The sequence below is a fragment of the Pseudomonas sp. P4_B4 genome (assembly GCF_056402255.1).
Genome location: NZ_JBFUHS010000013.1, coordinates 119,583 through 143,923, shown reverse-complemented (window position 1 = coordinate 143,923; position 24,341 = coordinate 119,583). Strand labels below are relative to the sequence as shown.

Below are 24,341 nucleotides of genomic sequence, written 5' to 3'. Positions count from 1 at the left end.
GATTCTTGAGATCACAGATCAAGGCTTCGACATGACCACCGAGCGCAACACCCCGGATAACTGCGACAACCTGCTGCTGGACAATCAGGCCTGCTTTGCCCTGCATTCCACTTCGTTGATGATGACCAAAGTCTACAAACCCTTGCTGCAAGCGCTGGGCCTGACCTACCCGCAATACCTGGCGATGATGGTGTTGTGGGAAAGGGACGGTTTGACCGTAGGTGAAATCAGCACGCGGTTGCTGACCGATCCAGGCTCGTTGACGCCGCTGCTCAAGCGCCTGGAAGCCGAAGGCCTGCTCAGCCGAACCCGCAGCCGCGAGGATGAGCGGGTGGTGATTGTCGAACTCACCGAACAGGGCCGGGCATTGCGCGACAAGGCCCGGGATATTCCCCAGTGCATCCTCGGCGCCAGCGGGATGACCGTGGAGCGCCTGCAAAACCTGCAAGCGGAGCTGCAGGAGCTGCGTCGTCACCTGCAAGACAGCCTGATCTAAAGCGCTTCATCCATTCCTGTGGGAGCGGGCTTGCTCGCGAATGCAGAGTGTCAGTCGACTAATATTTGACTGATGCACCGCATTCGCGAGCAAGTCGAATCGTCGCACCGCCGCTCCCACATTTGTTTTGCGGCACCCGAAAAATCGGGCTCGCCACCTCCTCCTGAAAAAATTCCCGCTGAAAAAATCCCCCCTCGATAGCTCTAACTCAACGCTTACAACCAAAACTACCCCATCGCCCTTTCGTTCTTTTCAAACTCCTTCAAAATTTATATTGCGCGCAAAATATTAGTGCGATACATTCATCTCGCACTTATTTAGCGCGCAAACATTTAGCGCAACAACACGCAACCCTAAACGAGGCTTTCACCATGCAAACTCTCTACACCGCAATCGCAACTTCCACCGGTGGCCGTGACGGTCGTGCGGTTTCCAGCGACAACATCCTCGACGTCAAACTTGCCACGCCGAAAGAACTCGGTGGTGCCGGTGGTGCAGCCACCAACCCTGAGCAGCTGTTCGCCGCCGGCTACTCCGCCTGCTTTATCGGTGCCCTGAAATTCGTGGCCAGCCAGACCAAGCGCAGCATCCCGAACGACGCTTCGATCACCGCCCACGTCGGCATCGGCCAGATCCCCGGCGGCTTCGGCCTGGACATCGACCTGCACATCAGCCTGCCGGGTCTTGAACAAGTCGATGCACAAGAGCTGGTCGACGCGGCCCACCAGGTCTGCCCGTATTCCAACGCCACCCGTGGCAACGTCGATGTGCGTCTGCACGTAACCGTCTAAGCGCTGGCTACCCAGGCCCGAACAGGAAACGAACATGAACACTGTCAGCAAAGTCTTGACCGGTACCCTTCTCGCCTTGTCCATCAACAACGCGTTTGCAGGTACCGGGGTTGAACACAACACCCAGGCATTCCTCGACGTTCTGAACGCCGGCACCGGCAAGCCGATGGAGCAAATGACGCCCACCGAGGCCCGCGCCGTGCTGGTGGGCGCGCAGGCCGGGGTGAAGCTGACACTGCCAAAAGCCGATGTCAGCCAGAAGACCATTCAAGTCGACGGCCAACCGATCAGCCTGACCATCGTCCGGCCGGCCGGGGTCAAGGGTGAGCTACCGGTGTTCATGTTCTTCCACGGCGGTGGCTGGGTGCTGGGGGACTTCCCGACCCACGAGCGGCTGGTGCGTGACCTGGTGACGGGTTCAGGTGCAGCGGCTGTGTTCGTGAACTACACGCCGTCGCCGGAAGCGCATTACCCGGTGGCGATCAACCAGGCTTATGCCGCAACCCGATGGGTGGCCGAGTACGGCAAAGAGATCAACGTCGATGGCCAGCGCCTGGCGGTAGCCGGCAACAGTGTCGGCGGCAACATGGCGGCGGTGGTTGCGCTGATGGCCAAGGACAAGGGCACTCCGGCGATCAGGTTCCAGGTGCTGCTGTGGCCGGTGACTGATGCCAACTTCGAAACGGCGTCCTACAACCAGTTTGCCGAGGGGCACTTTCTCACCAAAAACATGATGAAGTGGTTCTGGGACAACTACACCACCGACGCCAATCAGCGGAACGAGATCTACGCCTCGCCATTGCGCGCGACCACTGCCCAGTTGAAAGGATTGCCACCTGCCCTGGTGCAGACCGCCGGTGCCGACGTGTTGCGCGACGAAGGCGAAGCCTACGCCCGCAATCTGGACGAGGCCGGTGTGCCGGTCACTGCGGTTCGCTACAACGGCATGATCCACGACTACGGTTTGCTCAACGTGGTGAGCCAGGTGCCAGCGGTGCGTTCGGCGATGCTGCAGGCTTCGCAGGAGCTCAAGGAACACCTGAAATAAAAACTGTAGGAGCGAGCTTGCTCCGGGCGGCGATCCGACGATAGCGGTAGTTCAGTCAGCATCTCTGTTGAATGTAAGACTGCCATCGCGAGCAGGCTCGCTCCCACAAGGGTTCATCGTTGAACCCGAAATCGCAGGCACAAAAAAGCCCGACTCAATGGTCGGGCTTTTTCATTCCTGAAGCTGTGCTTATTTGGCACGGCCTTTGTAGGAACCGCCTTCGCGGGTATCGATCTCGATCATGTCGCCGATTTCGATGAAGTCGGCAACCGACAGCTCGGTACCGTTCTTCAGTTTGGCAGGCTTCATTACCTTGCCGGAAGTGTCGCCGCGAGCGGAACCTTCGGTGTAGTCAACCTGACGCACGATGGTGGTCGGCAGCTCTACGGAAACCAGACGCTCTTCGAAGAAGATCGCTTCGCAAACATCGGTCATGCCTTCTTCAACGAAAGGCAGAACGGCTTCGATGTCTTCAGCGTTCAGCTCGTACATGGTGTAGTCGGTGGTGTCCATGAACGTGTAGGTGTCGCCGCTGATGAAGGACAGGGTCGCTTCTTTGCGGTCGAGGATTACGTCGTCCAGTTTGTCGTCGGCGCTGTAAACGATCTCGGTCTTGTAACCGGTCAGCAGGTTCTTCAGCTTGGTCTTCATGATCGCGCTGTTACGACCGGACTTGGTGAATTCAGCTTTCTGAACCAGCCAAGGATCGTTTTCGAGACGAATCACGGTCCCGGGTTTCAGTTCTTTACCAGTTTTCATTGCGAATATCCGAATTTGGATGGGATTTACAAAAATCTAGGCCGCGTATCATATCCAATTTCCATAAAACTGTACCAGCGCCGTGGCAAGATCGGCCTGCAAGGCCTGTTCCAGACACCACGCCTCGGCGTGTTTTTCCAGCTCTGGCCAGTGTTTACGGGTGAATTGCCAGTGGTCGGCTATTTTTTCACCAGCGTTCCACGCCCGCCAAAGACCGCTGATCGCCTCCCGCGCAGGCGCAGATAACCCCCTTACGTAAAGTTCGAGGAAGGCTTCGAGCTTGTCCAGGTGGATGTCTTCTTCCTGCTGGTAAATGTGCCAGAGAAATGGCCGGCCCGCCCATTGAGCGCGCACGAAGGAATCTTCGCCGCGCACGGCATTGAAATCGCAGCACCACAGCAACCGGTCGTATTGGTCCTGGCGGACGAATGGCAGCACCTGCACGGTCAAGGCATCCCGCACATGCACGGCACCGGCCGCCAAACCCTGCACACCGAGCCAACGCTCGACATCGCCGAGAATCCGCCCTTCCGGTACCAGCAGATGAGTGGCCGTCGAATCGCCCGCCATCCCATCGAGCCAACTGGCCAAACCGGTGTTTTCGTAGGCAAACAATGAGATCAACTGCGCGCCGGGCGCAGGATCAATCCCCAAATCTTGCAGGAATTCCCTTTGACCCTGCGGGTTTTGCTGAAATTGCCGACGCCGTTCCAGCAACCCGCGCTCACGCAACAACCCGCCTGTGCCCTTCTGGAACCCAGGGAAGAAAAAGAACTTCTGTACGCTTTTGTACTTCACCGAGGGCAAGCCGTGACAACCAATCACCCAGTCCTCGGCGCTCAGATAGTCGAGGTTCATCCACAGCGGCGGCTTTTCCCGTTCTACCATGGCGTCCATGTAGGCGCTCGGCAATTGGCAGGCAAAGGCAGCAATCACCACATCGGCGGCTTCGGTCGGCTGCCACTCGGCGGGCCATTGGCGCACTTCGACGTCGTGCTGCCACTGCTGCACAGCGTGGATGTCGATTTCCGGGCACAGGCGCTCGAACGCTCGCAGGTCATCGACCCAAAGACGCACCGCCAGTCCATGTTCGGCCACCAGTTGCCGGGCCAGTCGCCAGGTCACGCCGATGTCGCCGAAGTTGTCGACCACGGTGCAAAAAATATCCCAGCGGGTTTTCATTTCAGGCATTCCAGGCTCCCGTTGGCAAAGGCGCCGATTGTCCGCATAAATTACCCCGTGCAGAAGAGCCGACGGCGATTATTCTTCATGCGACAATCGCCACTCGCCAGTGACCTTTCGCCAAGAGGCAATCATGCCCCACCGCCCCACTCCACGCCGATCCTTCCCGATCAGCCTTAACGCACTGCAACTGACCGGCAGCATCGCCCTCGGCATATGGTTGGGATTCATTGCCATTGTGCTGACCTGCTGGCTCGCTTCGCGCCTGCTTTTCAGCGAACAATTGGCACCTGTGGCGGCAGCTGTGGAACAACTGGCCAAACCACCGGTGGTGACTCAACCAGTGCCGGACATCGCGCCACAGAGCCCGCTGTTCGAGCAATATGAAGAAAACCTGCGCAAGAACGAGCAGCAGCAACGGCTCGATCAGGCGCGCAGCAGCAGTCGTAACCTGTCCAACCCAAGCTGTCAGTTCTGGCTGCAACAGGACCGGACTGCACCCAGCGAAAAAAGTCGCGCCAACGTCCTGCAATTCTGCGATTGATCATGAATAAGCATACCGTCCACCAACTGATTCTCGACAAACTGCGGATCGATCTCGACATCGCCGAACGGGCCGCGCAAACCGCCTACGAAACGGCGACCCACGAAGAAAACATCGCCGAGAACAAGTACGACACCCTGGGGCTGGAAGCGTCCTATCTCGCGGCCGGGCAAGCCAGGCGGGTCGAAGAAATTCGCCAGTCACTGAGCCTCTGCCAGAACCTGGCCCTGCGTCCGTATGACGATCAGCGGGGCATCGAAGTAGGCGCGCTGCTCGGGCTCGAGGACGAAAAGGGGCGCGAACAATGGCTGTTTCTCGCCCCCGATGCAGCCGGATTGAAGGTCGATCTGGTGGGGCAACTGATAACCGTCATCACCCCGCGCTCACCGCTGGGCAAAAGCCTGCTGGGCAAGTTCGAGGGCGATGAGGTGGAGATTATGGTGGCGGGCGCTCGGCAACAGTTCGCTGTCACCGAGGTGGTTTGACCGGCAGGAAACGCTATCAGTGAACGGGCAGTTCGACGCCGTCGAACAGTTCTTCCAGTTCCTGCTTGTTGTGGCATTGAATGGCCTTGGCCATGACTTCGCGGGTCAGGTGCGGCGCGAACTTCTCGATGAAGTCGCACATGAAACCCCGCAGGAAGGTGCCGCGGCGGAAGCCGATCTTGGTCACGCTGGACTCGAACAACTCACTGGCATCAAGCACCACCAGGTCGCTGTCGAGTTTGCTGTCGACGGCCATTTTCGCCACGATGCCCACGCCCAGACCCAGGCGGACATAGGTCTTGATCACGTCAGCGTCGGCAGCGGTGAACACCACTTTCGGCGTCAGGCCGCGATGGCTGAATGCTTCGTCCAGTTTCGAACGGCCGGTAAAACCGAACACGTACGTCACGATCGGGTACTCGGCCAGCGCTTCGAGGGTCAGTTTCGACAGCTTGGTCAGCGGGTGGCCCTGAGGCACGACTACGCAACGGTTCCAGCGGTAGCATGGCATCATCACCAGATCACCGAACAGCTCGAGCGCTTCGGTGGCAATGGCGAAATCCACGGTGCCGTCAGCGGCCATTTCGGCGATTTGCATCGGCGATCCCTGGTGCATGTGCAGGGCCACGTCCGGGTATTGCTTGATGAAATTGCTGATCACCGGCGGCAACGCATAACGCGCCTGGGTGTGAGTGGTGGCAATCGACAGGGTGCCCTTCTTCTCGTTGGAGAACTCCTGGGCGATCTGCTTGATGCTTTCAACCTTGCGCAGAATCTCGCCAGCGGTGGTAATGATGCGCTCGCCGGCCGGGGTAACGCGGGTCAGGTGCTTGCCGCTGCGGGCAAAAACCTCGACGCCCAGTTCATCTTCCAGCAGACGGATCTGTTTACTGATGCCCGGTTGAGAGGTGTAAAGGCTTTGGGCTGTAGCGGAAACGTTGAGGTCGTGGTGCGCCACTTCCCAGATGTAGCGCAATTGTTGAAGCTTCATATGAATCCCTCAAAGCAGGTAGACGCCACGGGCATCAGCGACGGTATATAACTATATTAATGGCACGAAGAATAAATCTAGAACTTTTTTATCAAGTTGCCACTATTTGTGCTCTAGCGATCCCCTTGGCGACGACGTTGCACCAGCGGCACCAGATAGACCGGCACCTTGGACAGTTGCAACACACGGGCGGCGGTTCGGCCCAAAGGCGTTTCCGCACCGGCACCGTGGCTGTGACTACCTACGATCAACAAATCCACGGAGAGTTTCTGCGCCTGGTCCAGAATCACCTGCGATGGGTCGCCTTGCAGCACCCGCACCGCCTGAATCCGCTCCAGGTCATGCTCCCCCTCATCCCCCAGCTCTTCACGAAAACTGTCGAGCACCCGCTGCTCGATACTGGCAATCACCGTATTCAGGCCCTGGCTGTGAAACTCGTTCAGCGCCTGTTCATCGAGGTAACTTTGCAGCACCGATTCGGCAAACAACCCCATGGGTTCAACCGCATGCACGACATACAAACTGGCATTGAAGGTCCGGGCCAGCTCCAGGGCATGCTGCATCACCACGGGCGCGTACAGGCCGAGATCAGTGGCATACAGCATCGAACGAATCATATGACCTCCTCGACTGCCAACATGGCGGAGATTTGATTCAGCTTAGCAGTGCCTTGGCGACTACGACGTCCGGCGCAACGCATTGAACGGCGGGCTTAAACCTTTTGCTCGTTGCTTATGCCATGGGGCACATGACCGGTGGCGACGACTTCACGGGCCAACTCACAGTGGCCGGCCTGATCGTCGAAAAACACGTCGGCCGCGAAGGCTTCAAGAAAGGCCGACTTGGTCAGGCCGCCGAGGAACAGCGACTCGTCGAGACGGATGTCCCATTCGCGCAACGTGCGAATGACCCGCTCATGGGCCGGTGCCGATCGTGCCGTGACCAGCGCGGTACGGATCGGACAGGTGTCCTCCGGGAACTCACGTTGCAACAGGTTGAGGGCCGCGAGAAAGCCCTTGAACGGCCCACCGCGCAACGGCTCGCGGGCGGCCTCACGCTCGCTGGCCTGGAACGCCTCCAGACCACCGGCCTGATAAATGCGCTCCGACTCATCGGAAAACAGCACCGCGTCTCCGTCGAAGGCAATGCGTAACTCATCGCTGGCCGCACGGCTGGCACCGCCCGACAGAATGGTCGCTGCAGCGAACCCGGCGTCCAGTGCATTGCGTACGTCTTCGGCGTGGGTCGAGAGAAACAGGTCGCAGCCAAAGGCCTTGAGGTAGGGATACGGACTGCGCCCGCCGACAAAGGCCGCCCGGGAAATCGCCAGTCCGTAGTGGTCAATCGAGTTGAACACCCGCAGCCCGGTGTCGGCGCTGTTGCGCGACACCAGAATCACCTCGACCCGGGCGCGGCCGAGGCTGTTATTGAGGTTCAGGAGTTTCTGCACCAACGGGAAGGCATCGCCGGGCTGGAGGATTTCGTCTTCGTGTTCGATCTGATACTGCCGGTAGGCTTCGACGCCACTCGACAGGTAGACCTTGTGGCTTTCGCTCAGGTCGAACAGCGCCCGCGAAGAAATCGCCAGCACCAGCTTGTCGTCAATTGCCTTTGGCATGCCCTTCCCCCTCAGGTCGGTCGACTCAGGTGTTGCGTCGATCAATGAAACTCAAACTGCGATACAAGGCTTCGATGCGTGGCATCTCACACCCGGATGCCTTCGCCGCCGCCAAAGGCCGGGCGTAGATCGCGGCCAGTTCCAGCGGTCGCTTGTGCAAGTAATCGTGGTACATGCTCGGCCAGTAGTCGGGCATCTTTTCGGTCACCATGAACAAATGCTCGGCATACCCTGCCGGTACGTCGTGCCCGCAGGCAACAGCGCCTTGCACCACTTCAGCCATCAGCGCCTTGATCAGCACGCGACTGTCAGCATCGGCCATCAACGGTGTGGTGCTCGCTCCCAGCAAAACCGAGAGACCGTTGTAAGGGATATTCCAGACCAGTTTTTGCCAACGTGCCTGATGTAAATTCGCCATGGCCTGGGAATCGAGGCCGGCGCTGCGAAACAGCCCGACGCCCTCCTCGACAATTGCGCTGCGTGCCGGCCCATCGGCGGGACCGCTGTGATAACCCACATGCACAGCACCCAGCGCCTGATGGGTAATGACACCCGGCGCCTCGCGATGGACGCAGATGTAGCACAGCCCTCCAAGCACATGCAGCGAATCGGGGAGCAACGCGCGCAGGCTGTCTTCGACGTCCAGGCCATTTTGCAGCAGCAGTACCTTGGCATTCGGTGCCGCCGCCTGCAGGATGGCAGGTGCCAGGTCGGCATTGCTGGTGGTTTTCGCGCCCACCAGCAGCCAGTCGCAGGGCGGCATGTCTTCAGCGTTCGAATACGCCTGTACCGGGTTCAATGTCAGTGCCCCGTGGGGCGCGCTATCGACCCGCAGCCCATGCTCAGCCACCGCGGAAAACTCGCTGCGCAGCAGAAAATGCACATCAAAACCGGCACGCTCCAGCATCACTCCGTAGAAACCGCCGATTGCGCCGGTCCCGATAATGCCGATCGTCGGCCTGGCAACTGTTCCCATCATGGCAACTCCTCTGCTGTTCGACTCAGCGCCTGGCGCACGGCCCGATTGAGCTCGGTGTCGGTCAGGCGCGATTTCAGTGCTCCAAAGAATTCGCCGTCGCGAACGACAAACAGCGCCGGCAAGTGAAAGACCTGATAACGCTCGACCACCCCGCCGTTGTTGCCAGCATCGATCCAGCACAGTCGATCGACTGCCAGGTCGAGTGTCGGCAATTGCTCGCGGGCAAAACGGCAACTGGCGCAGCCGACACTGGTGAAAATGACCAGCGATACACCGCTCATCGCCAGCAGTCGTTGGTCGACGTCAAAATCGGTCAGTTCCAATTCGACCACTATACTGGAGGGAACAATGTCAGATGGCCGACACATGGAGTCTGTGTTCATGGGACGATTCATTCCTCACCCTGACGATGTGCCCGTCGAGTTAACGTTGCTGAAACCTGAGTGTCTTTCGCGACGACAGCTGCACACTATCAGTCTCGGGGGCATGGCTTGCAATTATCACCGCGCGTGGCGCCACGGCACGGCGCTGGAGGTACGCATGCCGACCGTGAACCCGGACATGCGCTACCTGGGCTATGTCGCCTGGTGCCTGCGGCGCAAGCGCGGTTACCTGGTGGGCATCGCCTTCGTCGATGAACAAACGCTGTTCAGCGCTCGAATGGGCGAGCAGGTGTGCCAGATCGAACGCTACTGCCGCCTGCATGACGCCCACGAAGACTTGCAGGATATCCAGGCCCTGGCCCTCGAATGGGTCCAGGAGCATGCCGACGAGTTCTCTCACGATTCGGTGCGCAAGGCTTTTGCGCAGCCGGTGCTGGAATAGGGGTGTTCTTGATCGGTTTGCCCCTCACGGCAGGGAAACTGACTGCGAAAGCCCACCAAACCGGCGTCTGCCCATTGTCGAGCCACGGTGTAACGCGCTAAGGTTCGGCTCCCCGACGCGCTTAATTTGCTGTGCTCCGCCGCGCGGGTTCGCTGGCGGCCGGCACCCGTGACCTGACGAGTAAACGATGGCTGATTTACCGATCAACGACCTAAACGTCGCCTCCAACGAGACTCTGATCACTCCCGATCAGCTCAAGCGCGATATTCCCCTGAGCGACGCCGCACTGCGCACCGTCACCAAGGGCCGCGAAGTCATTCGCAACATTCTGGATGGCACCGACCACCGCCTGTTCGTCGTCATCGGGCCTTGCTCGATCCACGACATCAAGGCCGCCCACGAATATGCCGAGCGCCTGAAGGCTCTCGCTGCCGAAGTGTCCGATACCCTGTATCTGGTCATGCGCGTGTATTTCGAGAAGCCACGTACTACCGTGGGCTGGAAAGGCTTGATCAACGACCCGTACCTGGACGACTCGTTCAAGATCCAGGACGGCTTGCACATCGGTCGCCAGTTGCTGCTGGACCTGGCCGAAAAAGGCCTGCCGACCGCCACCGAAGCCCTCGACCCGATCTCCCCGCAGTATTTGCAGGACCTGATCAGCTGGTCGGCCATCGGCGCGCGCACCACCGAATCCCAGACTCACCGTGAAATGGCCTCCGGCCTGTCCTCGGCCGTCGGCTTCAAGAACGGCACCGATGGCGGCCTGACCGTGGCGATCAACGCCCTGCAGTCGGTTTCCAGCCCGCACCGCTTCCTGGGCATCAACCAGGAAGGTGGCGTGTCGATCGTGACCACCAAGGGCAATGCCTACGGTCACGTGGTGCTGCGCGGCGGCAACGGCAAGCCGAACTACGATTCGGTCAGCGTTGCGCTCTGCGAGCAGGCGCTGAACAAGGCGAAGATCAAGCCGAACATCATGGTCGATTGCAGTCACGCCAACTCCAACAAGGATCCGGCCCTGCAACCGCTGGTGATGGAGAACGTCGCCAACCAGATCCTCGAAGGCAACAAATCGATCATCGGCCTGATGGTTGAAAGCCACCTGAACTGGGGCGCCCAGGCGATTCCGAAAGACCTCGCCGACCTGCAGTACGGCGTGTCGATCACCGACGCCTGCATCGACTGGACCGCGACCGAAAACACCTTGCGCAGCATGCATGCCAAGCTCAAGGATGTGTTGCCTAAACGCGATCGCAGCTGATCGTTTTTGCAGCACACAAAAAAACGCCGGGCTGAGCCCGGCGTTTTTTTATGCGTTCGTTTTGTTGAAGGTCACTGACTCAGCTTGGCCGCATGCCGCTGGTGACGCTCCATGTAGCGCTCGACGTAGGAGCACGATGGAATAACCGTGTAGCCCATTTCGTCAGCGTACTCCAGCGCCTTCTCGGTCAAGGCTGCCGCAATACCGCGACCACGCAATGCGTTGGGCACGAAGGTGCGATAGATATCCAGGGTCTGTTTCCCCAGATCCATATAGGTCAGATAGGCACGATGACCGTCCACATTGGTCTCGAACTGATGACCAGCCTGGTCATGGTGGATGGACAACGCCTCGCTCATCACTACTCCTCGCGGGTCTGGAATTTTGACCCCTACCTTACCGATGTTTTTCCGGCGAAGGAACATCTACGCCACCCCGTGCCTGAATGGACACCGAGAAGAGCTGCACCGATCTCGCGCTACCGAGCACGTACAAATAGTAGGCACCATTGGCAGAAATGCTCAAGGTGCGCTCGTCATCGTGCGGGTTGGCGGGTGCTGCTCCGGATCACGCAGGATTGGCTCGACCGAAGATCACTCCAGGTCGATAGCCTGTACATTGCCGGATGTTGAGACTTAAGACGAGCGCCCGTTGTTAAAGTCACCTGAACATCGAGAAAGATATTGAGAGGCGCCACACACAAACCGAACAAAAGTGTAGACGAATCCATGTAGGGGACTTTAGCCGGACCAGGAAAAAGAGCACCATGCCACAGGAACTTTTTCTCGCCTGCTCGCTCAGCCACGGGCCTTGCAGCTGGATACTTTTTAAACAATTCAGTTAAAAGTTGCTCGAAAAAGAATCAACGCCTACAATTTTTTTTGCTTCTTGCGTCACGTCAGTTTTACTTACTACAAGTAATGGGTAGTATGTACGCCGGCTATTTCCTCAATCGGAGGAGATAGCTACTTAATAGAAAGTCCTTGAAGGGGAACACGATGAACAACGTTCTGAAATTCTCTGCTCTGGCTCTGGCCGCAGTTCTGGCTACCGGTTGCAGCAGCGCATCGAAAGAAACCGAAGCACGTCTGACCGCTACTGAAGACGCAGCTGCTCGCTCCCAGGCTCGTGCAGACGAAGCTTACCGTAAAGCTGATGAAGCTCTGGCTGCTGCTCAAAAAGCACAACAGACTGCTGACGAAGCTAACGAGCGTGCTCTGCGCATGCTGGACAAAGCTAGCCGCAAGTAATAATCCTTCGGGATTGTTATCAAGCCGACCCATTTTTTGGGTCGGCTTTTTTATTGCCCGGCGTTTCTCCAGGCAATAAAAAACCCGTCGACGCGGTCCGCGCCGACGGGCTCTTTGCCAGCGTTACTGCAGCGGGTCGACCGGAGTGCTCGACACCATCGGTACGACGCCGTTGCCCGGCACAGCGATCTCTACCGGCAGGCCGTCTTCAGCGGCGACCACATCACGCACCACATCCCAGTTCATGCGCAGGTTGTTGGTGATGTCTTCACGCTTGAGCATCGCATTGATGACTGCAGTGTGCTTGTCGACCACCGACGGGTTGCCCTTGTCGTCCAGCGGCGTATGCGCCTCCAGATAGACCTTGCCGCCACTCAGGCCAAACTTGTACGGGTCGTTGATGATCCGCACCGACGTACCGACCGGCACCATGCCCGCCATTTCCAGCACGTTGTTGTTGAACATGCGGAAGCAACCGTGGCTAGTGCGCATGCCGATACCGAACTTCTTGTTCGAACCGTGGATCAGGTAGCCCGGTGTGCCCAGGGTGAACTTGAACGGCCCCAGCGGGTTGTCAGGGCCGGCCGGCACGACGTTGGGCAGCGGATCACCGTCTGCTGCGTGCTCGGCCTTGATCGAAGCCGGAGGCGTCCAGGTCGGATTAGGTGTCTTGGCGGTGATGCTGGTGTGGGCAATCGGCGAGCCCCAGCCTTCACGACCGATACCCAGCGGGAACGTGTACACCACGTTCTTGCCTTTCGGGTAGTAGTAGAGGCGGTACTCGGCCAGGTTGATCACGATGCCTTCACGCGGGCCTGGTGGCAGGATGAAGCGGGTCGGCAGGATGATTTCCGTGCCGACGCCTGGCAACCAAGCATCGACACCCGGGTTGGCCGCGACCATTTCCGTGTAGCCCAGATCGTAGGCGGTACCAAGGTCGGCGAAGGTATCTTCGTACTTGGCCTTGATCACCTGCACCTGGCCGATGATGTCCTCACCTGGCGGTGGCAGGGGAAACTCCAATGCTGCGACTGGACCGGCCACAAAGAGGGCGGCAAGAGTCAGGCAGCGGGTGACGGCAGGAAAGCGCGACAACATCCGGAAAATCCTTCGCATGATCAACAGAGATATAAGAGCGCGATTGTACACCGCTGTCCGTTATTTCGGGGAGATGGCCCGATTGCAGGCAGTGCAAGGCGATTTTTCGATTTTCCTCGATCCTGTGTGGGGGCGAGCCTGCTTGCGATGGCTGTGTGTTCGGTGACGTGTTTTTTACGGGTGTACATATCCGTTTCTGCGGTAACGGCCACTTAGGGTTCCGCCCTTACGGCGGGTTACTTGGATAAGCCCCAAGTAACCAAGGGCTCTTGCCCCTGACGTTCGGTGCCTCGCCAAGGCTCGGCATGCCCTCGCTCCGGTCCTGCTCCGTGGGCCCGCCGCCATCGGCCATCCATGGCCCAGAGTGTGTAAAAACCAGTTCAAACATCGTCGGCGCGTAGCGCCGACGATGTTTGGCTGGCTAATTACACCTAAAGCGTTCTTCGTAGCTCCAGCCCGCTTTTAATGCCGCTAGTAACGCTTCTCAGCTCGTCCATCGGGCAAAAAAGGAGGCTTTTCAGGCCGCCAGCGCTTTCATCAGATTCTGCGCACCGAGGATTTTCATCACTCGCTTCAAGTTGTAAGCGAGCACATTCAAGCTCATTTCGGTGCTCACCCCGGCAAGCCGTCGGGTCAAAAAATGTGTCGCACCCATCCATTGTTTGAGCGTCCCGAAGGGATGTTCGACGGTCCGCTTGCGGATGCTCATCATCTGCGGCGCATTGTCTAAGCGGACCTGCATTTCCTCCAGCACCGCCTCATGTGCCCAGCGACGAACCTTTCGCTCTCTGGCCGGTGTGCATTGTGCTTTTATCGAGCAGGCCCGGCAGTTGGAGCTCCAGTAACTGTTCAGCGTCTTGCCATTGTCGACGTAAGAGTTGCGCCAGATCAGCACTTCCTTGGCGGGGCAGACGTACACATCTTTGTCCGCGTCGTAAACAAACTCGTCATTGTTGAAGCGGCCATCGAATTTGGCGCGCGAGCTCAGCGTCTTCGGCACATAAGCGCTAATTCCGGCCTCGTAACAGGCAAGGATTTCCCCGCTTTTGAAGTACCCTCGGTCAGCCACCACCGACAAAGATTCGAGTTTCATCGCCTCACGGGCCTGCAGCGCCATCGATCTGAGCTGATCACGGTCGTGACCCACATTGGTCACTTCGTGCGCGACAATCAGATGGTGCTTGGTATCGACCGCGGTCTGTACGTTGTAACCCACGATTCCTTTGCCGCTCGTCATCATCGAGCGGGCGTCCGGGTCGGTCAGTGAAACCTGCTTGTCAGGCGATTCCTCAAGCTGAATTTCAATCGCCTGAAGCGCTTTCATTTGCTCCTTTAGTTTGGCGATTTTCTCTTCAAGGCCGCCGCTTTTGGGACCCGAGGGCATGGGCTCTTCCCGATCAGCCGCATCCAGCGCCTTTAGATAACGGCCAATGCTCGATTCGATTTCTTCCATCCGCCGCTTCAGCTTGGCGCTGGTGAAATTGCGGTCGCGGTGGTTCACCGCCTTGAATTTGCTGCCGTCGATAGCAACCAGGTTTTCCGCGAAAAGTCCCAACTGCTGGCACAGCACAACAAACTGGCGGCAGACGCCTCGAATGGCTTTGCTGTTGTCTTTGCGGAAGTTGGCGATGGTCTTGAAGTCCGGCATCAAGCGACCGGTCAGCCACATCAGTTCGACGTTGCGCTGCGCCTCGCGTTCAAGGCGTCGGCTCGACTGGATGCGGTTTAGATAGCCGTAGATGTAGATCTTCAGCAGGACTGCCGGGTGGTAAGCCGGTCGGCCGGTTTCAGCGGGGACAGCGCTTTCAAAACCCAAGGTGATCAGGTCGAGTTCATCAACGAAGACATCCACAACGCGCACCGGATTGGTGTCGCTGACGTAATCGTCCAGGCTCTCGGGGAGCAAGTTACTTTGACCTCGGTGTTCACCTTGAATAAAGCGTTTCATGGGCAACCCTTGCGATGAAATCCTGGGGAATCATAGCAAGGGTTAGCTTGGATGTTTTTACACACTCTGGGCCGGSGGCGGCTAACCCGGCATCCATGCCGGGTTGCCCACTGCGCAGAACCTCCACTCGGCCTCTCGATGGGGCAAGAAGATCAAAAGCCAAAGCCAAAGCAAAAGCAAAAGCAAAAGCAAAAGCAAAAGCAAAAGCGAGGCGACCTACCGGTCGGCCTGTTTGCGGGCTTCGTTCGCCCGTAATCGGCTGGTATGCCGCCATCGCAAGCTCGTACCCACAGGGATCCAGGTTGTTCACAGCATTTGTGAATGACACAGATCCAGTGTGGGAGCGAGCCTGCTCGCGAAGAGCAACATCATCGTGCCTGACACACCGCTTTCGCGAGCAAGCCCGCTCCCGCAGCGATCTGTTTTGAAAGGACAAAAAGGGTTACTTCTTCAAAAGCGCCGAACACGCCGCCTTGTACGCCTCATGCTGATACTTGTTCAGCGTCTGCGGCAGCTCGACATTGAATTTCTTGCACTGGGCGGTAATGGTCTGCGGCGACATCAACGTCACCTCGCAATTCTCCAGCAACTGGAAAACCCCTTCGATCTTGAACGTGGTCGGCCCGCCCGCGAACTCACCCTTCTTGCTGCGTTTCTTGATCACGATGCGGTCGATGGAATTCTCACGGACAAACGAAGCGACCTGAGCGCCAAACACTTTAACGTTGGCGGCTTCGTCGTCATCGTCCAGGGCGATTTTCTTGGTGGCGAGCGTGAGATGGCTCAGCGCCTGACCGTCCAGCGTGGCCACGGCGATGATTGCTTCGCTGCCTTTGATTTCGATGCCGCAGACTTTCATTTCGATCCCTTTCACAGCCTAAAGCTCAAGTTGATTAGCGGTAATACCAAATCCCGCTGCTATTTTTTCGCGAGTGGCCTTCCGAGGCTTTGAGAGGGGCTCTTGCTGGGCAAATGCCGGCGGAGAGACACCCATCCGATTGGCCACTTCATCCCGTGTAAGGTTCAAGTGCTTGCGCCATGGAGCGCTGTCCGAGGGAAGATCAACGGACTGTGAAAGCTTGATTGAAATTGTCTTGCACCTTGTCGAGCAGAAATTTCTGTAGGATTTTTAGTATCCATTATTGCGAAGTTTCTTTTTCCTTCCTGTGACTGTGAGTTCGGCGGTACGAATTATTTAGTTTGTGCCGCATCATTCATGGACACCCATCACAGATAAGGATTTTGGAAATGAATGCTCCCCTCTCATCTGTGTACACCAATGAAGCCTCCCCAGATTTTCTTCGCAGCCAAAAAAATTACCTTTTCTCGCAGCAACTTGAAGGGGCGAACAAAGACGTCTTGAGGATTATTGAGCAACAACGGGCTTACGCCTATGCTCATCCGCCCACAGCCAACCAATGCTCGCTATCTCGTTTTACAACAACGAATATGATCATGGGCCTATATATATGAAGCCAGAAATATTAATTTTCATAGATAACGACTATTTATCAACCTCACTATATTTGTATAGAAGATTGCACTTTCAAGCCGCAGCAAAAGAAGGTATCAGGTGCATAACAATAATCGCAAAAGATAGCAAAAATATTAGGGAAGCCAACGACGAAAGTGATGAAGTTGTCTTGGTGGATAGTATTGAAACTAGCGAAGTACTCTGCGCAGTAGAACGTTTAAGCCGGACATGCAGTGTGATAGGACTGTTTTGCTATCCAGCGCATGTCACGCCGCGTGGGGACGCTAACCATGTAGTTGAATATATCGCTAGGCAGTGCGGGCTTAAATATTACAGCGCCGAGCCGCTAGAGAACTGTAACAATAAATATTTAATGCGTTCGCAACTTAGCAATATAAAAGGTGTTAGGTCGGTAAATTTCAGGCTCTTCAACGGAAATTTCGAAACTATGAATGATCTTATATTTCCCGTAGTGATGAAGCCGGTATACGGGGGTGGCTCGGCGTTTGTCTCGATATGTGATGACCGAAAGAGTCTTGAGAAAGCATATAATCACTTCATACAAAGATTTCCTGACGTGCCTGGAGCCTATTCTTTCTCGGGAGCTGTAAAATGGCTTAGTTCCCCAGAAGAAGGTCCTGTGCTATATACGCCGGGCGTTTCTGTGTTAATTGAAGAATTCATTGAGGGGCCTGAAGGTTCTTTAGAGTGCTTGGTTATCGACGGCAACATTCACCCGATGTTGATATTTGAAAAGATGATAACAAGCAACACCTCCAATACGGTTTTAGAAAAGGTCATAGTTACACCACCGCAAAGCTTTTCTAACGACCAGATATCGTTGATCGTATCAACTATTAGCAGCTCTATAAAAGCACTGAAGGTAAAGAACGGATTTTTACACGTTGAGTTCAAATTATCCAAAAACGGCCCCCAAGTGATTGAGGTGAACCCGAGGCTAGGCGGGTTCTTCGTGGACGAAGCACTTAAGGATCTGTGCTCATGTGATGCGTATGCCTTAAACGTCAATTACATAACAAGTAAGCCAGTAACCATAGGGCACCATTTGGCGGATGACCTTCCGATCTTGCCGGAGGACGCCGTCTACGCGATGCTTCTATTCTATCCAACTCGCTCAGGCTACATCAAAGCTATAAAGCTTCCAGAAATTGATTCTGCGTGTGAGATTTTATCGCAGGTATTGCCTACTACTAACGGCCACAAAGATGGTTTCTTCGATGTAGAGAACGAAGAGGCTTATATCGCAAAAATGTGGGTGAGGGCAACGTCTATAGACGAGATACTTCATGTCCATAAAGAGTATGAGAGAAACATTAAAGTCGAAACATCTGAATATCGTGAAGACAAATTACTGGAGCAGCGCTAAATGTGCGGAATAGCTGCAATTTTTGAGACTTCTACCCGCTCTGATGAAAAGCGCGACTTTGAGGCTACTTTATTAAAAATGTTGGGGAGGATCTCCCATAGAGGCGCTGCTGAAAGCTTTGGAGAGCGCTTTATATTTTCTCATGCTGCTATTGGTACCAATCGCTTGCCTATCGTAGAGAGAGAAGACAACAATCAGCCGTTCATAGATAATATTTCTGGTCACGCAATTGTATTTAATGGTGAAATTTACAACTTGAATGAGTTGCGATTAATTTTATTATCACGTGGAGTTAAGTTTTTAGGCTGTTCAGATACCGAGCTAGTTCTTAGAGCCTATACTCACTGGGGGAAATCTTGTCTGACCCGACTCAATGGTATATTCGCGTTTATTATCTACTCACCGGGAGACAACACCATTTTCGCTGCGAGGGATCGGCTGGGCGTAAAGCCTCTATACTTGACTAAAGATGGAACTGTCCTCTATTTCGCATCGGAACTGAAAGCACTAATTGGGTTGACCAACAAGACACAAGAAATCCTCCCTGGACATTATTGGGTGGACGGTCGACAGAACGCATATTATTTAATTAGCGAAACCATAGGGCCGCGACGAGATTACAAGTCTACGGTAAATAAATGCAATGAGCTACTGCACCTCTCGGTAAAACGTCAAGTCAATACGGATCTTCCGGTAGGCGTAGTTTTCTCTGGCGGGCTAGATAGCGCGATAATTCTTTATCTTGCTAACCTATACCATAAGAACGTCACCGCCTACACGGTCGGAGTGGCTGGCTCAGCTGACGTAGTATTCGCGCAGAGATTATGCAAAGAACTTGGCATTAAAATAGTTATTTCTGATGTTGATCGTGTAGATCTGATGCAGTCTATTAGAACCAGTATATATGTATCTGAACAATTTGAACCCGTAGATATAACTGATGCGTTAACTATACATTCTGCTTTCTCCCGGATGAAAGAAGACGGGATACGTATAGCTCTATCTGGAGATGGAAGTGATGAGTTGTTCGCTGGTTATGACTTCTTTCAAGGGGGCAGTGACCGTCGTGCGCTTCAGTTACATAAAGTTAAGAACCTGTATCGAACTGATCTACAGCGTGTGGATAGAATGAGCATGTTCAATACAGTGGAATGCCGTGTACCGTTTCTCGACAAAGATCTTTTCGATTTTATAATATCGGCTCCGATGGAGTTCCATGTAAGAGATGATTTTACAAAAGTTTTACTGAGGGACGCTTTTTCCCTCGAATTACCAGATTATATCACTCGGCGACCAAAAATGAGGATGTCTGAAGGGTCAGGTATAGGTGGACTCATTTTTGACGTACTTCAATCAATGAGTGAGAGCCTGGATAGCAAGCCTTTTCCATTGGAAGATAATGCAATTAATAATGCTGCTTTGATATTCCAAGAGTTCGGCTTTGAACTTCCAGGCAGTCGATATAAGGTGCAAGGTCTCGATTATCATAGCGGCGGATGGACGACCTCGACAACTAAAGATTTTGATAAAACCTCGTCAGTTCCCCTGCCAGCGAAGGATAATAAAAATGATTATTGCAAAGGACACTTTGAGTAAACAGGATTTACTGTCTTCCGACCAATGGGGCGACCACAAATTTCAAATGAAGAATGCAATTCGCACCAAGGCTCAGCTGGAAGCCTGGGTAACTCTCAGTGATACAGAATTGAAGGGCATTGAGCAAACAGAGAGCCAGTATAAGTGGATGATTACTCCATATTATGCATCACTGATGGACGAGACCAATGAGAATTGTCCGATTCGGCTGCAAAGCATACCCCACCCAAAAGAAGTTGATGAGAGTAATCAGCAGGAGGATGTAGACCCGGTGGGTGATATGATTTATATGAAAACCAGACGCGTCGTACATAAGTATCCAAACCGAGTCATATTCCTAGTGTCGGATACTTGCCCAGTTTATTGCAGACACTGCACTAGAAAGTTTCACACAACTGATAAGTCAGGCAGTTATTACAATAAAGAGCTTCCCGCTTCATATGATCAAGACATAGAGTACATCGCAAACAACAAAAACATCAGCGACGTATTACTTACCGGAGGCGACCCGCTAATTCTTTCCGATAAGCTTTTGCATGGCATTATATCTAGGCTCAATGCAATCCCCCACGTAGATTTTGTACGCATTGGCTCACGGTACCCGGTTTTTCTTCCGCAGCGGATAACAGATGATTTTTGTAAGATGTTGTCCGAATTCAAATCGATCTGGTTTAGCACCCATTTCAATCATCCCGTGGAAGTGACTCCTGAGGCCTTAAGCGCGGTAGATAAACTTCTTTCCCACGGTATACCAGTGCAAAACCAGACAGTGCTGTTGCGTGGTGTGAACGACGACGTCGAAACACTTAGAACGTTGAACCGGATGCTGGTGAAAGGCAGGGTAAGGCCTTATTACCTATACCACGCGGACAATGTTCAAGGCGTGTCGCACTTTAGGACGTCGATAGAAAAGGGCCTTGAAATTATGGAGCAGCTGCACGGTTATGAAACTGGTTTCAGCGTCCCACAGTATGTTTACACCACTAAGCTTGGGAAGATTCCTTTGAATAACCAGTACTTCTATAAACTAGGTTCTAAGAATTTTGTGCTTGGCTATGATCATAAAACGCTTGAAATTCCTTGAGGTCAACTGACTCGCGAGTGGGTCGCTACCTGGTGGCTTTGAAACTAACTAATTTACCATTTCTTTGGTACTGATATGATATTTACTAAATTAGACTACTCAATGTTAAGCCCAGAATCTATTGTCGCTCAATTTGAAGAAGACTTTAGTTTTTCATCTGACATCACAATATTAGACCTTCCTAAAGCCAATCAACAGCGACCGACGCCGAAACATTGGAGAGACGACTGCCATTCAAACTACGATGATTTATTTCTTCAGCTTTCAAGGCATGTTGGTGATGTCTTCGGTTATAGCGACCTGCAGAACGGTAAGCTTGTTCAAGAAATATTCCCAATCTTCAAAGATAGAAATAAGCAGTTGGGAAGTGGTTCTGTGCATTTAGAACTGCATACTGAAGACCCCGCTTTACCTTATAGGGCAGATGTACTTGGTTTTTTATGTGTAAGAAACGACGATAAAGTCCAAAACTTGCTGTCTTGCCCAGATTTTTCAGCTGTTGATGCAACACTCAAGCACAGGTTAACTGAGACCCGTTATACCATTCTTTCCGACCGACCCTCTACGATCGAATATAAGCCAACAGCTCTAGAGACGGCGGTACTGCAAGAATCACCTACCGAGGGCTACAGCTTCATTTATGATCCTGTCTACGTTGACTACAGCAAAATGTCTCAGTGCGAAGAACTAGATTTTAAGGATTTTATCAAGCTGGTTGAGTCAGCAACCTTTGACTTATCAATGAACGAAGCACAGGTTTTGTTTATCAACAACTACAAGTGCGCTCATGGCAGGCCACAATTTACGCCAAAGTATGATGGAACGGATCGATGGCTGAAAAGAGTACAGATTTCCAAGGATGTGTCTAAGCACCTAGGCCAGGAGTACAGTCTTGATATCATCACTGATATATAACCGTGCCGCGAGGCTTTCCCGTAGATATACATCCGAGATGCGCGAGAGTTCCCGGCTCTCGCTAGCCTTTGTATCTGGCAATATCGCGCATGTGATTATTGCAACTACGGACGTAATAATGGCTGGATGGATTAGTACCGAGGCGTTAGCTGCGTCGACTTTGGCACAGGGCCTCTACTATCTTCTGTTTTTATTATTTTCCGGGCTACTCATCTCTACCATCCCGTTTATTACTGATGCATTAGGATCTAAGGCAAAAGAAGAACAATATGCATCTGTATCGACCAGCTGCATTCAGCTCATAGTAGCTGCGTTTTTAATATGCTTAGCAATGCTCTATTTTACGAAAGAAATATTAGTTTTTTTTGGCCAGGATCCGCTTTTGTCTCTCGAAGCTCAGAATTACATGAATAGCCTGATGTGGAGCATCGGCCCAGCGATTTTATTTGTACACCTCAGAAATGTGTTATCAATAATAGGATCAGCGCGATATACAGTAATCGCAATTATTATAGCAGCGATCTTTAACTTCGTTGCTAACCTGATTCTAATATTTGGTTTTTTTTGGATACCCCCCTTGGGTTTGTTCGGCGCAGGTATCGCCACGACGCTAACAAACATTTTGCTTTGTATATTGCTGGTCATATTGGGCCTAATGAATCCGCAGTTCAGGGAGCGGCAGCACTGTATAAAATTGACAGTAGTGAGAGGGTGGTTGATGCTGCCTATTTTAAGAAACGGTATTCCGGTCTCTTTAACGCAGGCAAATGACACGTTATTTTTCTTCATCCTCACAATCATAGTGGGTAAGTTTGGAGTCGTTGCGTTGGCTGCTCATGGTATCGCAATGCAAGTTCTTCAAGTCGTATTTACAATACCTAATGGCATTTCTCAAGCTTCTACTACGAGAATAAGTCTCTGCTCTCCTTTGGGTGTGTATTCGCGGCGGACGAGTGACGCCGGATGGAGTGCTTTATGGCTCGGCTGGATAGTACTCACTGTAATGTCTTCTATCCTGATTATTTTTTCCCATGATATTGTTCAGCTATTTGTTGCTCGCGGTGAAGGTGGAGATGACGAGCTCATCAAGCTTTCTAGCCTTTTTGTCTGCATATTAGGAATCTTCCATTTCTTTGATGGAAGTCAAATGGTACTGCTCGGTATATTTAGGGGCTTGAAACAGACCGTCTTTCCGATGTTGCTTTCGATTATTTGTTTTTGGCTAGTGGGGCTACCGCTCGCTCTCGTCTTGGCATTTTATACTGACCTAGGAGCAGCGGGTGTATGGTGTGGCGTAGGGCTTGGACTTATAGCTCTGTTCTCTCTACTTCTATTTAGATGGATCCGATACAAGGCTCCGGCGCAGGTTTCGGCATGAGAAATCTATACGGCATTCGAGGTATAAATTACATACTGAAACACAGTATATTCGTAATAGGTTGCTTAGTAATACTATCTATATTGCTTATTCTGGCGGTACCGAAGGGTTTTTTGTTGATATATTCGGTGGCTTACTGCTGCTTGTTATTTTTTCTTCTCTATACTATCAGCGCCTGGCCGATTATTCGCTCCCAATTTGATATGCTCAATATCGTCGTACCTTATTCCACCGTGCGACGTTTTGGTAGCTACACCTGTTGGCTCGTTCCGCTCTCCGTTTTTACGTTGGTGGCGGGACTCTATAACAGAACTGAATTAGTCGGATTTGGACTTTTAGTATCAAGCCAGTTACTACTACTTTGCCTCATAATCTGGTTATATGCGACGATTGTGATTTCCTGCAGTTCTGCTCTAAAGTGGCGGGAGCCTGTGCTCGCATTATGGTACGAGGCATTAGATGACCTTTGCGATATTGATGATAAAACTCGCGAGTGTATCCTCGATCTAATTGAGTCGGAACTTCATGGAAGAGAATTATCACGCTCTAGCCGCCTATCCAGCGGTTTGCTTAAGCCTGTCATGCCTATACCTTATCCTACGAATATAAATATCAACGGATTTAAGTCGTCGTTCGGACCCAGAAAGCCTCTTTGGTCTAAAGACGATTTCAGCTTCCTCTCAGGCATTGATACGCTTCTTGCCGAGATGACGCAGGAACTAATCCAGCTCTATGAAAAACATAAGAACACCCAGGAAAAATATCCCTTTCATGGCGATCCTTTGTGGAAATCAGTTCCACTTTATAAAGGAGGTCAAAAAGTTGCTGTATACGCTGACCTGGTTCCAAATACGATTCGCTTTGTCGAGGATGTTGTGCCAGGCGCTACTATCAGAGAGGTTGTGCTTTCAAGCCTAGAACCGGGCGGTCACATCGAGCCGCATCTGGATTATGTTTATCCTATGCTGACGTTACATCTTCCTATCCTTTGTGCTGACGATGGATTATCTGGGCTGAGAATCGGGGAAGAGATCGTTAGTTGGAGAACGGGTGAAATAGCAGTCATTGACACGACTTTTCAGCATGAGTCTTGGAACCATAGTGAATGTACTCGTGTAAATCTGATGTTTGATTTCTGGCCCGGGGACCTGAGCCCGTCGGCGAAAGCTTTTTTCACTGAAGTCTCCTCGCGGCAGATGCTGCGACACTTAAAATAATTACAGTTGGTG

At 53.4% G+C, this 24,341-nt stretch carries 26 protein-coding genes and 1 pseudogene; 15 read left to right on the top strand and 12 right to left on the bottom strand.

What is annotated here, in order from left to right; translation table 11 throughout:
- The first annotated feature begins 31 nt into the window (after window positions 1–31).
- The 3 genes from AC1DVE_RS15975 to AC1DVE_RS15965 all read left to right on the top strand — a co-directional run bounded on the left by AC1DVE_RS15975 (window position 32) and on the right by AC1DVE_RS15965 (window position 2,335).
- Window positions 32–496, top strand: a complete 465-nt coding sequence (locus AC1DVE_RS15975) for a MarR family winged helix-turn-helix transcriptional regulator (protein WP_223456281.1) — start codon at window positions 32–34, stop codon at window positions 494–496.
- Between the two features lie 371 nt (window positions 497–867).
- Complete coding sequence (locus tag AC1DVE_RS15970; RefSeq protein ID WP_223456280.1) at window positions 868–1,287, top strand: organic hydroperoxide resistance protein; 420 nt, start codon at window positions 868–870, stop codon at window positions 1,285–1,287.
- Between the two features lie 34 nt (window positions 1,288–1,321).
- Entirely contained in the window at window positions 1,322–2,335 is a 1,014-nt protein-coding gene (locus AC1DVE_RS15965; RefSeq protein ID WP_223456279.1) for an alpha/beta hydrolase, read from the top strand.
- Window positions 2,336–2,524: 189 nt separating this feature from the next.
- Here AC1DVE_RS15965 and AC1DVE_RS15960 read toward each other — a convergent pair whose 3' ends face one another.
- Both AC1DVE_RS15960 and earP read right to left on the bottom strand, forming a co-directional pair.
- Window positions 2,525–3,094, bottom strand: a complete 570-nt coding sequence (locus tag AC1DVE_RS15960; protein ID WP_007943632.1) for an elongation factor P — start codon at window positions 3,092–3,094, stop codon at window positions 2,525–2,527.
- 48 nt (window positions 3,095–3,142) lie between these two features.
- Window positions 3,143–4,285: an elongation factor P maturation arginine rhamnosyltransferase EarP gene (earP, locus tag AC1DVE_RS15955; RefSeq protein ID WP_223456278.1), complete on the bottom strand. Its 1,143-nt coding sequence runs from the start codon at window positions 4,283–4,285 to the stop codon at window positions 3,143–3,145.
- 124 nt (window positions 4,286–4,409) lie between these two features.
- On the opposite strand from earP, the gene AC1DVE_RS15950 reads away from it, so the two are divergent.
- Together AC1DVE_RS15950 and AC1DVE_RS15945 are read left to right on the top strand one after the other, a co-directional pair.
- A complete protein-coding gene (locus tag AC1DVE_RS15950) occupies window positions 4,410–4,820 on the top strand; it encodes a hypothetical protein (RefSeq protein WP_223456277.1) in 411 nt (136 codons plus the stop codon).
- A gap of 2 nt (window positions 4,821–4,822) precedes the next feature.
- Window positions 4,823–5,305: a GreA/GreB family elongation factor gene (locus AC1DVE_RS15945; RefSeq protein ID WP_223456276.1), complete on the top strand. Its 483-nt coding sequence runs from the start codon at window positions 4,823–4,825 to the stop codon at window positions 5,303–5,305.
- A 16-nt stretch (window positions 5,306–5,321) separates the two neighbouring features.
- On the opposite strand, the gene cysB is transcribed toward AC1DVE_RS15945, so the two are convergent.
- From cysB to AC1DVE_RS15920, 5 genes are all read right to left on the bottom strand, one after another.
- On the bottom strand, window positions 5,322–6,296 hold the full coding sequence (cysB, locus tag AC1DVE_RS15940) for an HTH-type transcriptional regulator CysB (protein WP_007998136.1): 975 nt from the start codon (window positions 6,294–6,296) through the stop codon (window positions 5,322–5,324).
- A gap of 113 nt (window positions 6,297–6,409) precedes the next feature.
- Window positions 6,410–6,913: a universal stress protein gene (locus AC1DVE_RS15935; RefSeq protein ID WP_056727114.1), complete on the bottom strand. Its 504-nt coding sequence runs from the start codon at window positions 6,911–6,913 to the stop codon at window positions 6,410–6,412.
- Window positions 6,914–7,008: 95 nt separating this feature from the next.
- Window positions 7,009–7,914: a 5'-nucleotidase gene (locus AC1DVE_RS15930; protein ID WP_223456275.1), complete on the bottom strand. Its 906-nt coding sequence runs from the start codon at window positions 7,912–7,914 to the stop codon at window positions 7,009–7,011.
- A 25-nt stretch (window positions 7,915–7,939) separates the two neighbouring features.
- Entirely contained in the window at window positions 7,940–8,893 is a 954-nt protein-coding gene (locus AC1DVE_RS15925; protein ID WP_223456274.1) for a putative 2-dehydropantoate 2-reductase, read from the bottom strand.
- Window positions 8,890–9,276, bottom strand: a complete 387-nt coding sequence (locus tag AC1DVE_RS15920; RefSeq protein WP_150726281.1) for a thioredoxin family protein — start codon at window positions 9,274–9,276, stop codon at window positions 8,890–8,892. Before AC1DVE_RS15920 ends, AC1DVE_RS15925 begins: the two co-directional genes overlap by 4 nt.
- On the opposite strand from AC1DVE_RS15920, the gene AC1DVE_RS15915 reads away from it, so the two are divergent.
- Both AC1DVE_RS15915 and AC1DVE_RS15910 read left to right on the top strand, forming a co-directional pair.
- Complete coding sequence (locus AC1DVE_RS15915) at window positions 9,275–9,718, top strand: PilZ domain-containing protein (protein ID WP_150726280.1); 444 nt, start codon at window positions 9,275–9,277, stop codon at window positions 9,716–9,718. The two genes, AC1DVE_RS15920 and AC1DVE_RS15915, sit on opposite strands and share 2 nt — an antisense overlap.
- Before the next feature lie 187 nt (window positions 9,719–9,905).
- Window positions 9,906–10,982 carry a 3-deoxy-7-phosphoheptulonate synthase gene (locus tag AC1DVE_RS15910; RefSeq protein ID WP_015094024.1) on the top strand — a complete coding sequence of 359 codons (1,077 nt, stop codon included), beginning with the start codon at window positions 9,906–9,908 and terminating at the stop codon, window positions 10,980–10,982.
- A gap of 71 nt (window positions 10,983–11,053) precedes the next feature.
- Here the strand turns inward: AC1DVE_RS15910 and AC1DVE_RS15905 are convergent, their stop codons facing one another.
- A complete protein-coding gene (locus tag AC1DVE_RS15905; RefSeq protein ID WP_007973562.1) occupies window positions 11,054–11,341 on the bottom strand; it encodes a GNAT family N-acetyltransferase in 288 nt (95 codons plus the stop codon).
- 639 nt (window positions 11,342–11,980) lie between these two features.
- Between AC1DVE_RS15905 and oprI the strand changes: the two genes are divergently transcribed.
- A complete protein-coding gene (oprI, locus tag AC1DVE_RS15900) occupies window positions 11,981–12,232 on the top strand; it encodes an outer membrane lipoprotei OprI (protein ID WP_003199355.1) in 252 nt (83 codons plus the stop codon).
- Between the two features lie 123 nt (window positions 12,233–12,355).
- Here the strand turns inward: oprI and AC1DVE_RS15895 are convergent, their stop codons facing one another.
- From AC1DVE_RS15895 to AC1DVE_RS15880, 4 genes and pseudogenes are all read right to left on the bottom strand, one after another.
- Entirely contained in the window at window positions 12,356–13,330 is a 975-nt protein-coding gene (locus tag AC1DVE_RS15895) for a L,D-transpeptidase family protein (RefSeq protein WP_223456273.1), read from the bottom strand.
- Window positions 13,331–13,847: 517 nt separating this feature from the next.
- Window positions 13,848–15,278 carry an IS1182 family transposase gene (locus AC1DVE_RS15890; RefSeq protein WP_223456272.1) on the bottom strand — a complete coding sequence of 477 codons (1,431 nt, stop codon included), beginning with the start codon at window positions 15,276–15,278 and terminating at the stop codon, window positions 13,848–13,850.
- 442 nt (window positions 15,279–15,720) lie between these two features.
- Window positions 15,721–16,137 carry a DUF3010 family protein gene (locus AC1DVE_RS15885; protein WP_223537759.1) on the bottom strand — a complete coding sequence of 139 codons (417 nt, stop codon included), beginning with the start codon at window positions 16,135–16,137 and terminating at the stop codon, window positions 15,721–15,723.
- 18 nt (window positions 16,138–16,155) lie between these two features.
- A pseudogene (locus tag AC1DVE_RS15880) lies at window positions 16,156–16,317 on the bottom strand (helix-turn-helix domain-containing protein); the annotation flags it as partial.
- A 209-nt stretch (window positions 16,318–16,526) separates the two neighbouring features.
- Between AC1DVE_RS15880 and AC1DVE_RS15875 the strand changes: the two are divergent.
- The 7 genes from AC1DVE_RS15875 (at window position 16,527) to AC1DVE_RS15845 (ending at window position 24,329) form a co-directional block, all read left to right on the top strand.
- The gene (locus AC1DVE_RS15875; RefSeq protein ID WP_477784039.1) at window positions 16,527–16,751 is read left to right on the top strand and encodes a hypothetical protein; all 225 of its coding nucleotides are present in this window, start codon (window positions 16,527–16,529) and stop codon (window positions 16,749–16,751) included.
- Complete coding sequence (locus AC1DVE_RS15870) at window positions 16,748–18,139, top strand: ATP-grasp domain-containing protein (protein WP_477784038.1); 1,392 nt, start codon at window positions 16,748–16,750, stop codon at window positions 18,137–18,139. The genes AC1DVE_RS15875 and AC1DVE_RS15870 overlap by 4 nt, the downstream gene beginning before the upstream one ends.
- Window positions 18,140–19,735, top strand: a complete 1,596-nt coding sequence (locus tag AC1DVE_RS15865) for an asparagine synthetase B family protein (RefSeq protein WP_477784037.1) — start codon at window positions 18,140–18,142, stop codon at window positions 19,733–19,735.
- A complete protein-coding gene (gene blsG / locus AC1DVE_RS15860; protein WP_477784036.1) occupies window positions 19,707–20,819 on the top strand; it encodes an arginine 2,3-aminomutase in 1,113 nt (370 codons plus the stop codon). Before AC1DVE_RS15865 ends, blsG begins: the two co-directional genes overlap by 29 nt.
- A gap of 75 nt (window positions 20,820–20,894) precedes the next feature.
- Window positions 20,895–21,734 (top strand): hypothetical protein, encoded by an 840-nt coding sequence (locus AC1DVE_RS15855; protein WP_477784035.1) that lies wholly within the window; start codon window positions 20,895–20,897, stop codon window positions 21,732–21,734.
- Between the two features lie 37 nt (window positions 21,735–21,771).
- Window positions 21,772–23,112 carry an MATE family efflux transporter gene (locus tag AC1DVE_RS15850; protein WP_477784040.1) on the top strand — a complete coding sequence of 447 codons (1,341 nt, stop codon included), beginning with the start codon at window positions 21,772–21,774 and terminating at the stop codon, window positions 23,110–23,112.
- A gap of 143 nt (window positions 23,113–23,255) precedes the next feature.
- Entirely contained in the window at window positions 23,256–24,329 is a 1,074-nt protein-coding gene (locus AC1DVE_RS15845) for an aspartyl/asparaginyl beta-hydroxylase domain-containing protein (RefSeq protein WP_477784034.1), read from the top strand.
- Window positions 24,330–24,341 lie beyond the last annotated feature (12 nt).

Coding starts and splice junctions, on each gene's coding strand:
- AC1DVE_RS15905 (WP_007973562.1), bottom strand. CDS start 11,341: ATGAGCGAGGCGTTGTCCATCCACCATGACCAGGCTGGTCATCAGTTC.
- AC1DVE_RS15910 (WP_015094024.1), top strand. CDS start 9,906: ATGGCTGATTTACCGATCAACGACCTAAACGTCGCCTCCAACGAGACT.
- AC1DVE_RS15855 (WP_477784035.1), top strand. CDS start 20,895: ATGATATTTACTAAATTAGACTACTCAATGTTAAGCCCAGAATCTATT.
- AC1DVE_RS15970 (WP_223456280.1), top strand. CDS start 868: ATGCAAACTCTCTACACCGCAATCGCAACTTCCACCGGTGGCCGTGAC.
- AC1DVE_RS15915 (WP_150726280.1), top strand. CDS start 9,275: ATGGGACGATTCATTCCTCACCCTGACGATGTGCCCGTCGAGTTAACG.
- AC1DVE_RS15850 (WP_477784040.1), top strand. CDS start 21,772: ATGCGCGAGAGTTCCCGGCTCTCGCTAGCCTTTGTATCTGGCAATATC.
- AC1DVE_RS15930 (WP_223456275.1), bottom strand. CDS start 7,914: ATGCCAAAGGCAATTGACGACAAGCTGGTGCTGGCGATTTCTTCGCGG.
- AC1DVE_RS15895 (WP_223456273.1), bottom strand. CDS start 13,330: ATGTTGTCGCGCTTTCCTGCCGTCACCCGCTGCCTGACTCTTGCCGCC.
- AC1DVE_RS15950 (WP_223456277.1), top strand. CDS start 4,410: ATGCCCCACCGCCCCACTCCACGCCGATCCTTCCCGATCAGCCTTAAC.
- AC1DVE_RS15925 (WP_223456274.1), bottom strand. CDS start 8,893: ATGATGGGAACAGTTGCCAGGCCGACGATCGGCATTATCGGGACCGGC.
- AC1DVE_RS15885 (WP_223537759.1), bottom strand. CDS start 16,137: ATGAAAGTCTGCGGCATCGAAATCAAAGGCAGCGAAGCAATCATCGCC.
- AC1DVE_RS15890 (WP_223456272.1), bottom strand. CDS start 15,278: ATGAAACGCTTTATTCAAGGTGAACACCGAGGTCAAAGTAACTTGCTC.
- AC1DVE_RS15960 (WP_007943632.1), bottom strand. CDS start 3,094: ATGAAAACTGGTAAAGAACTGAAACCCGGGACCGTGATTCGTCTCGAA.
- AC1DVE_RS15935 (WP_056727114.1), bottom strand. CDS start 6,913: ATGATTCGTTCGATGCTGTATGCCACTGATCTCGGCCTGTACGCGCCC.
- AC1DVE_RS15875 (WP_477784039.1), top strand. CDS start 16,527: ATGAATGCTCCCCTCTCATCTGTGTACACCAATGAAGCCTCCCCAGAT.
- AC1DVE_RS15920 (WP_150726281.1), bottom strand. CDS start 9,276: ATGAACACAGACTCCATGTGTCGGCCATCTGACATTGTTCCCTCCAGT.
- AC1DVE_RS15965 (WP_223456279.1), top strand. CDS start 1,322: ATGAACACTGTCAGCAAAGTCTTGACCGGTACCCTTCTCGCCTTGTCC.
- AC1DVE_RS15975 (WP_223456281.1), top strand. CDS start 32: ATGACCACCGAGCGCAACACCCCGGATAACTGCGACAACCTGCTGCTG.
- oprI (WP_003199355.1), top strand. CDS start 11,981: ATGAACAACGTTCTGAAATTCTCTGCTCTGGCTCTGGCCGCAGTTCTG.
- cysB (WP_007998136.1), bottom strand. CDS start 6,296: ATGAAGCTTCAACAATTGCGCTACATCTGGGAAGTGGCGCACCACGAC.
- blsG (WP_477784036.1), top strand. CDS start 19,707: ATGATTATTGCAAAGGACACTTTGAGTAAACAGGATTTACTGTCTTCC.
- AC1DVE_RS15865 (WP_477784037.1), top strand. CDS start 18,140: ATGTGCGGAATAGCTGCAATTTTTGAGACTTCTACCCGCTCTGATGAA.
- earP (WP_223456278.1), bottom strand. CDS start 4,285: ATGCCTGAAATGAAAACCCGCTGGGATATTTTTTGCACCGTGGTCGAC.
- AC1DVE_RS15870 (WP_477784038.1), top strand. CDS start 16,748: ATGAAGCCAGAAATATTAATTTTCATAGATAACGACTATTTATCAACC.
- AC1DVE_RS15945 (WP_223456276.1), top strand. CDS start 4,823: ATGAATAAGCATACCGTCCACCAACTGATTCTCGACAAACTGCGGATC.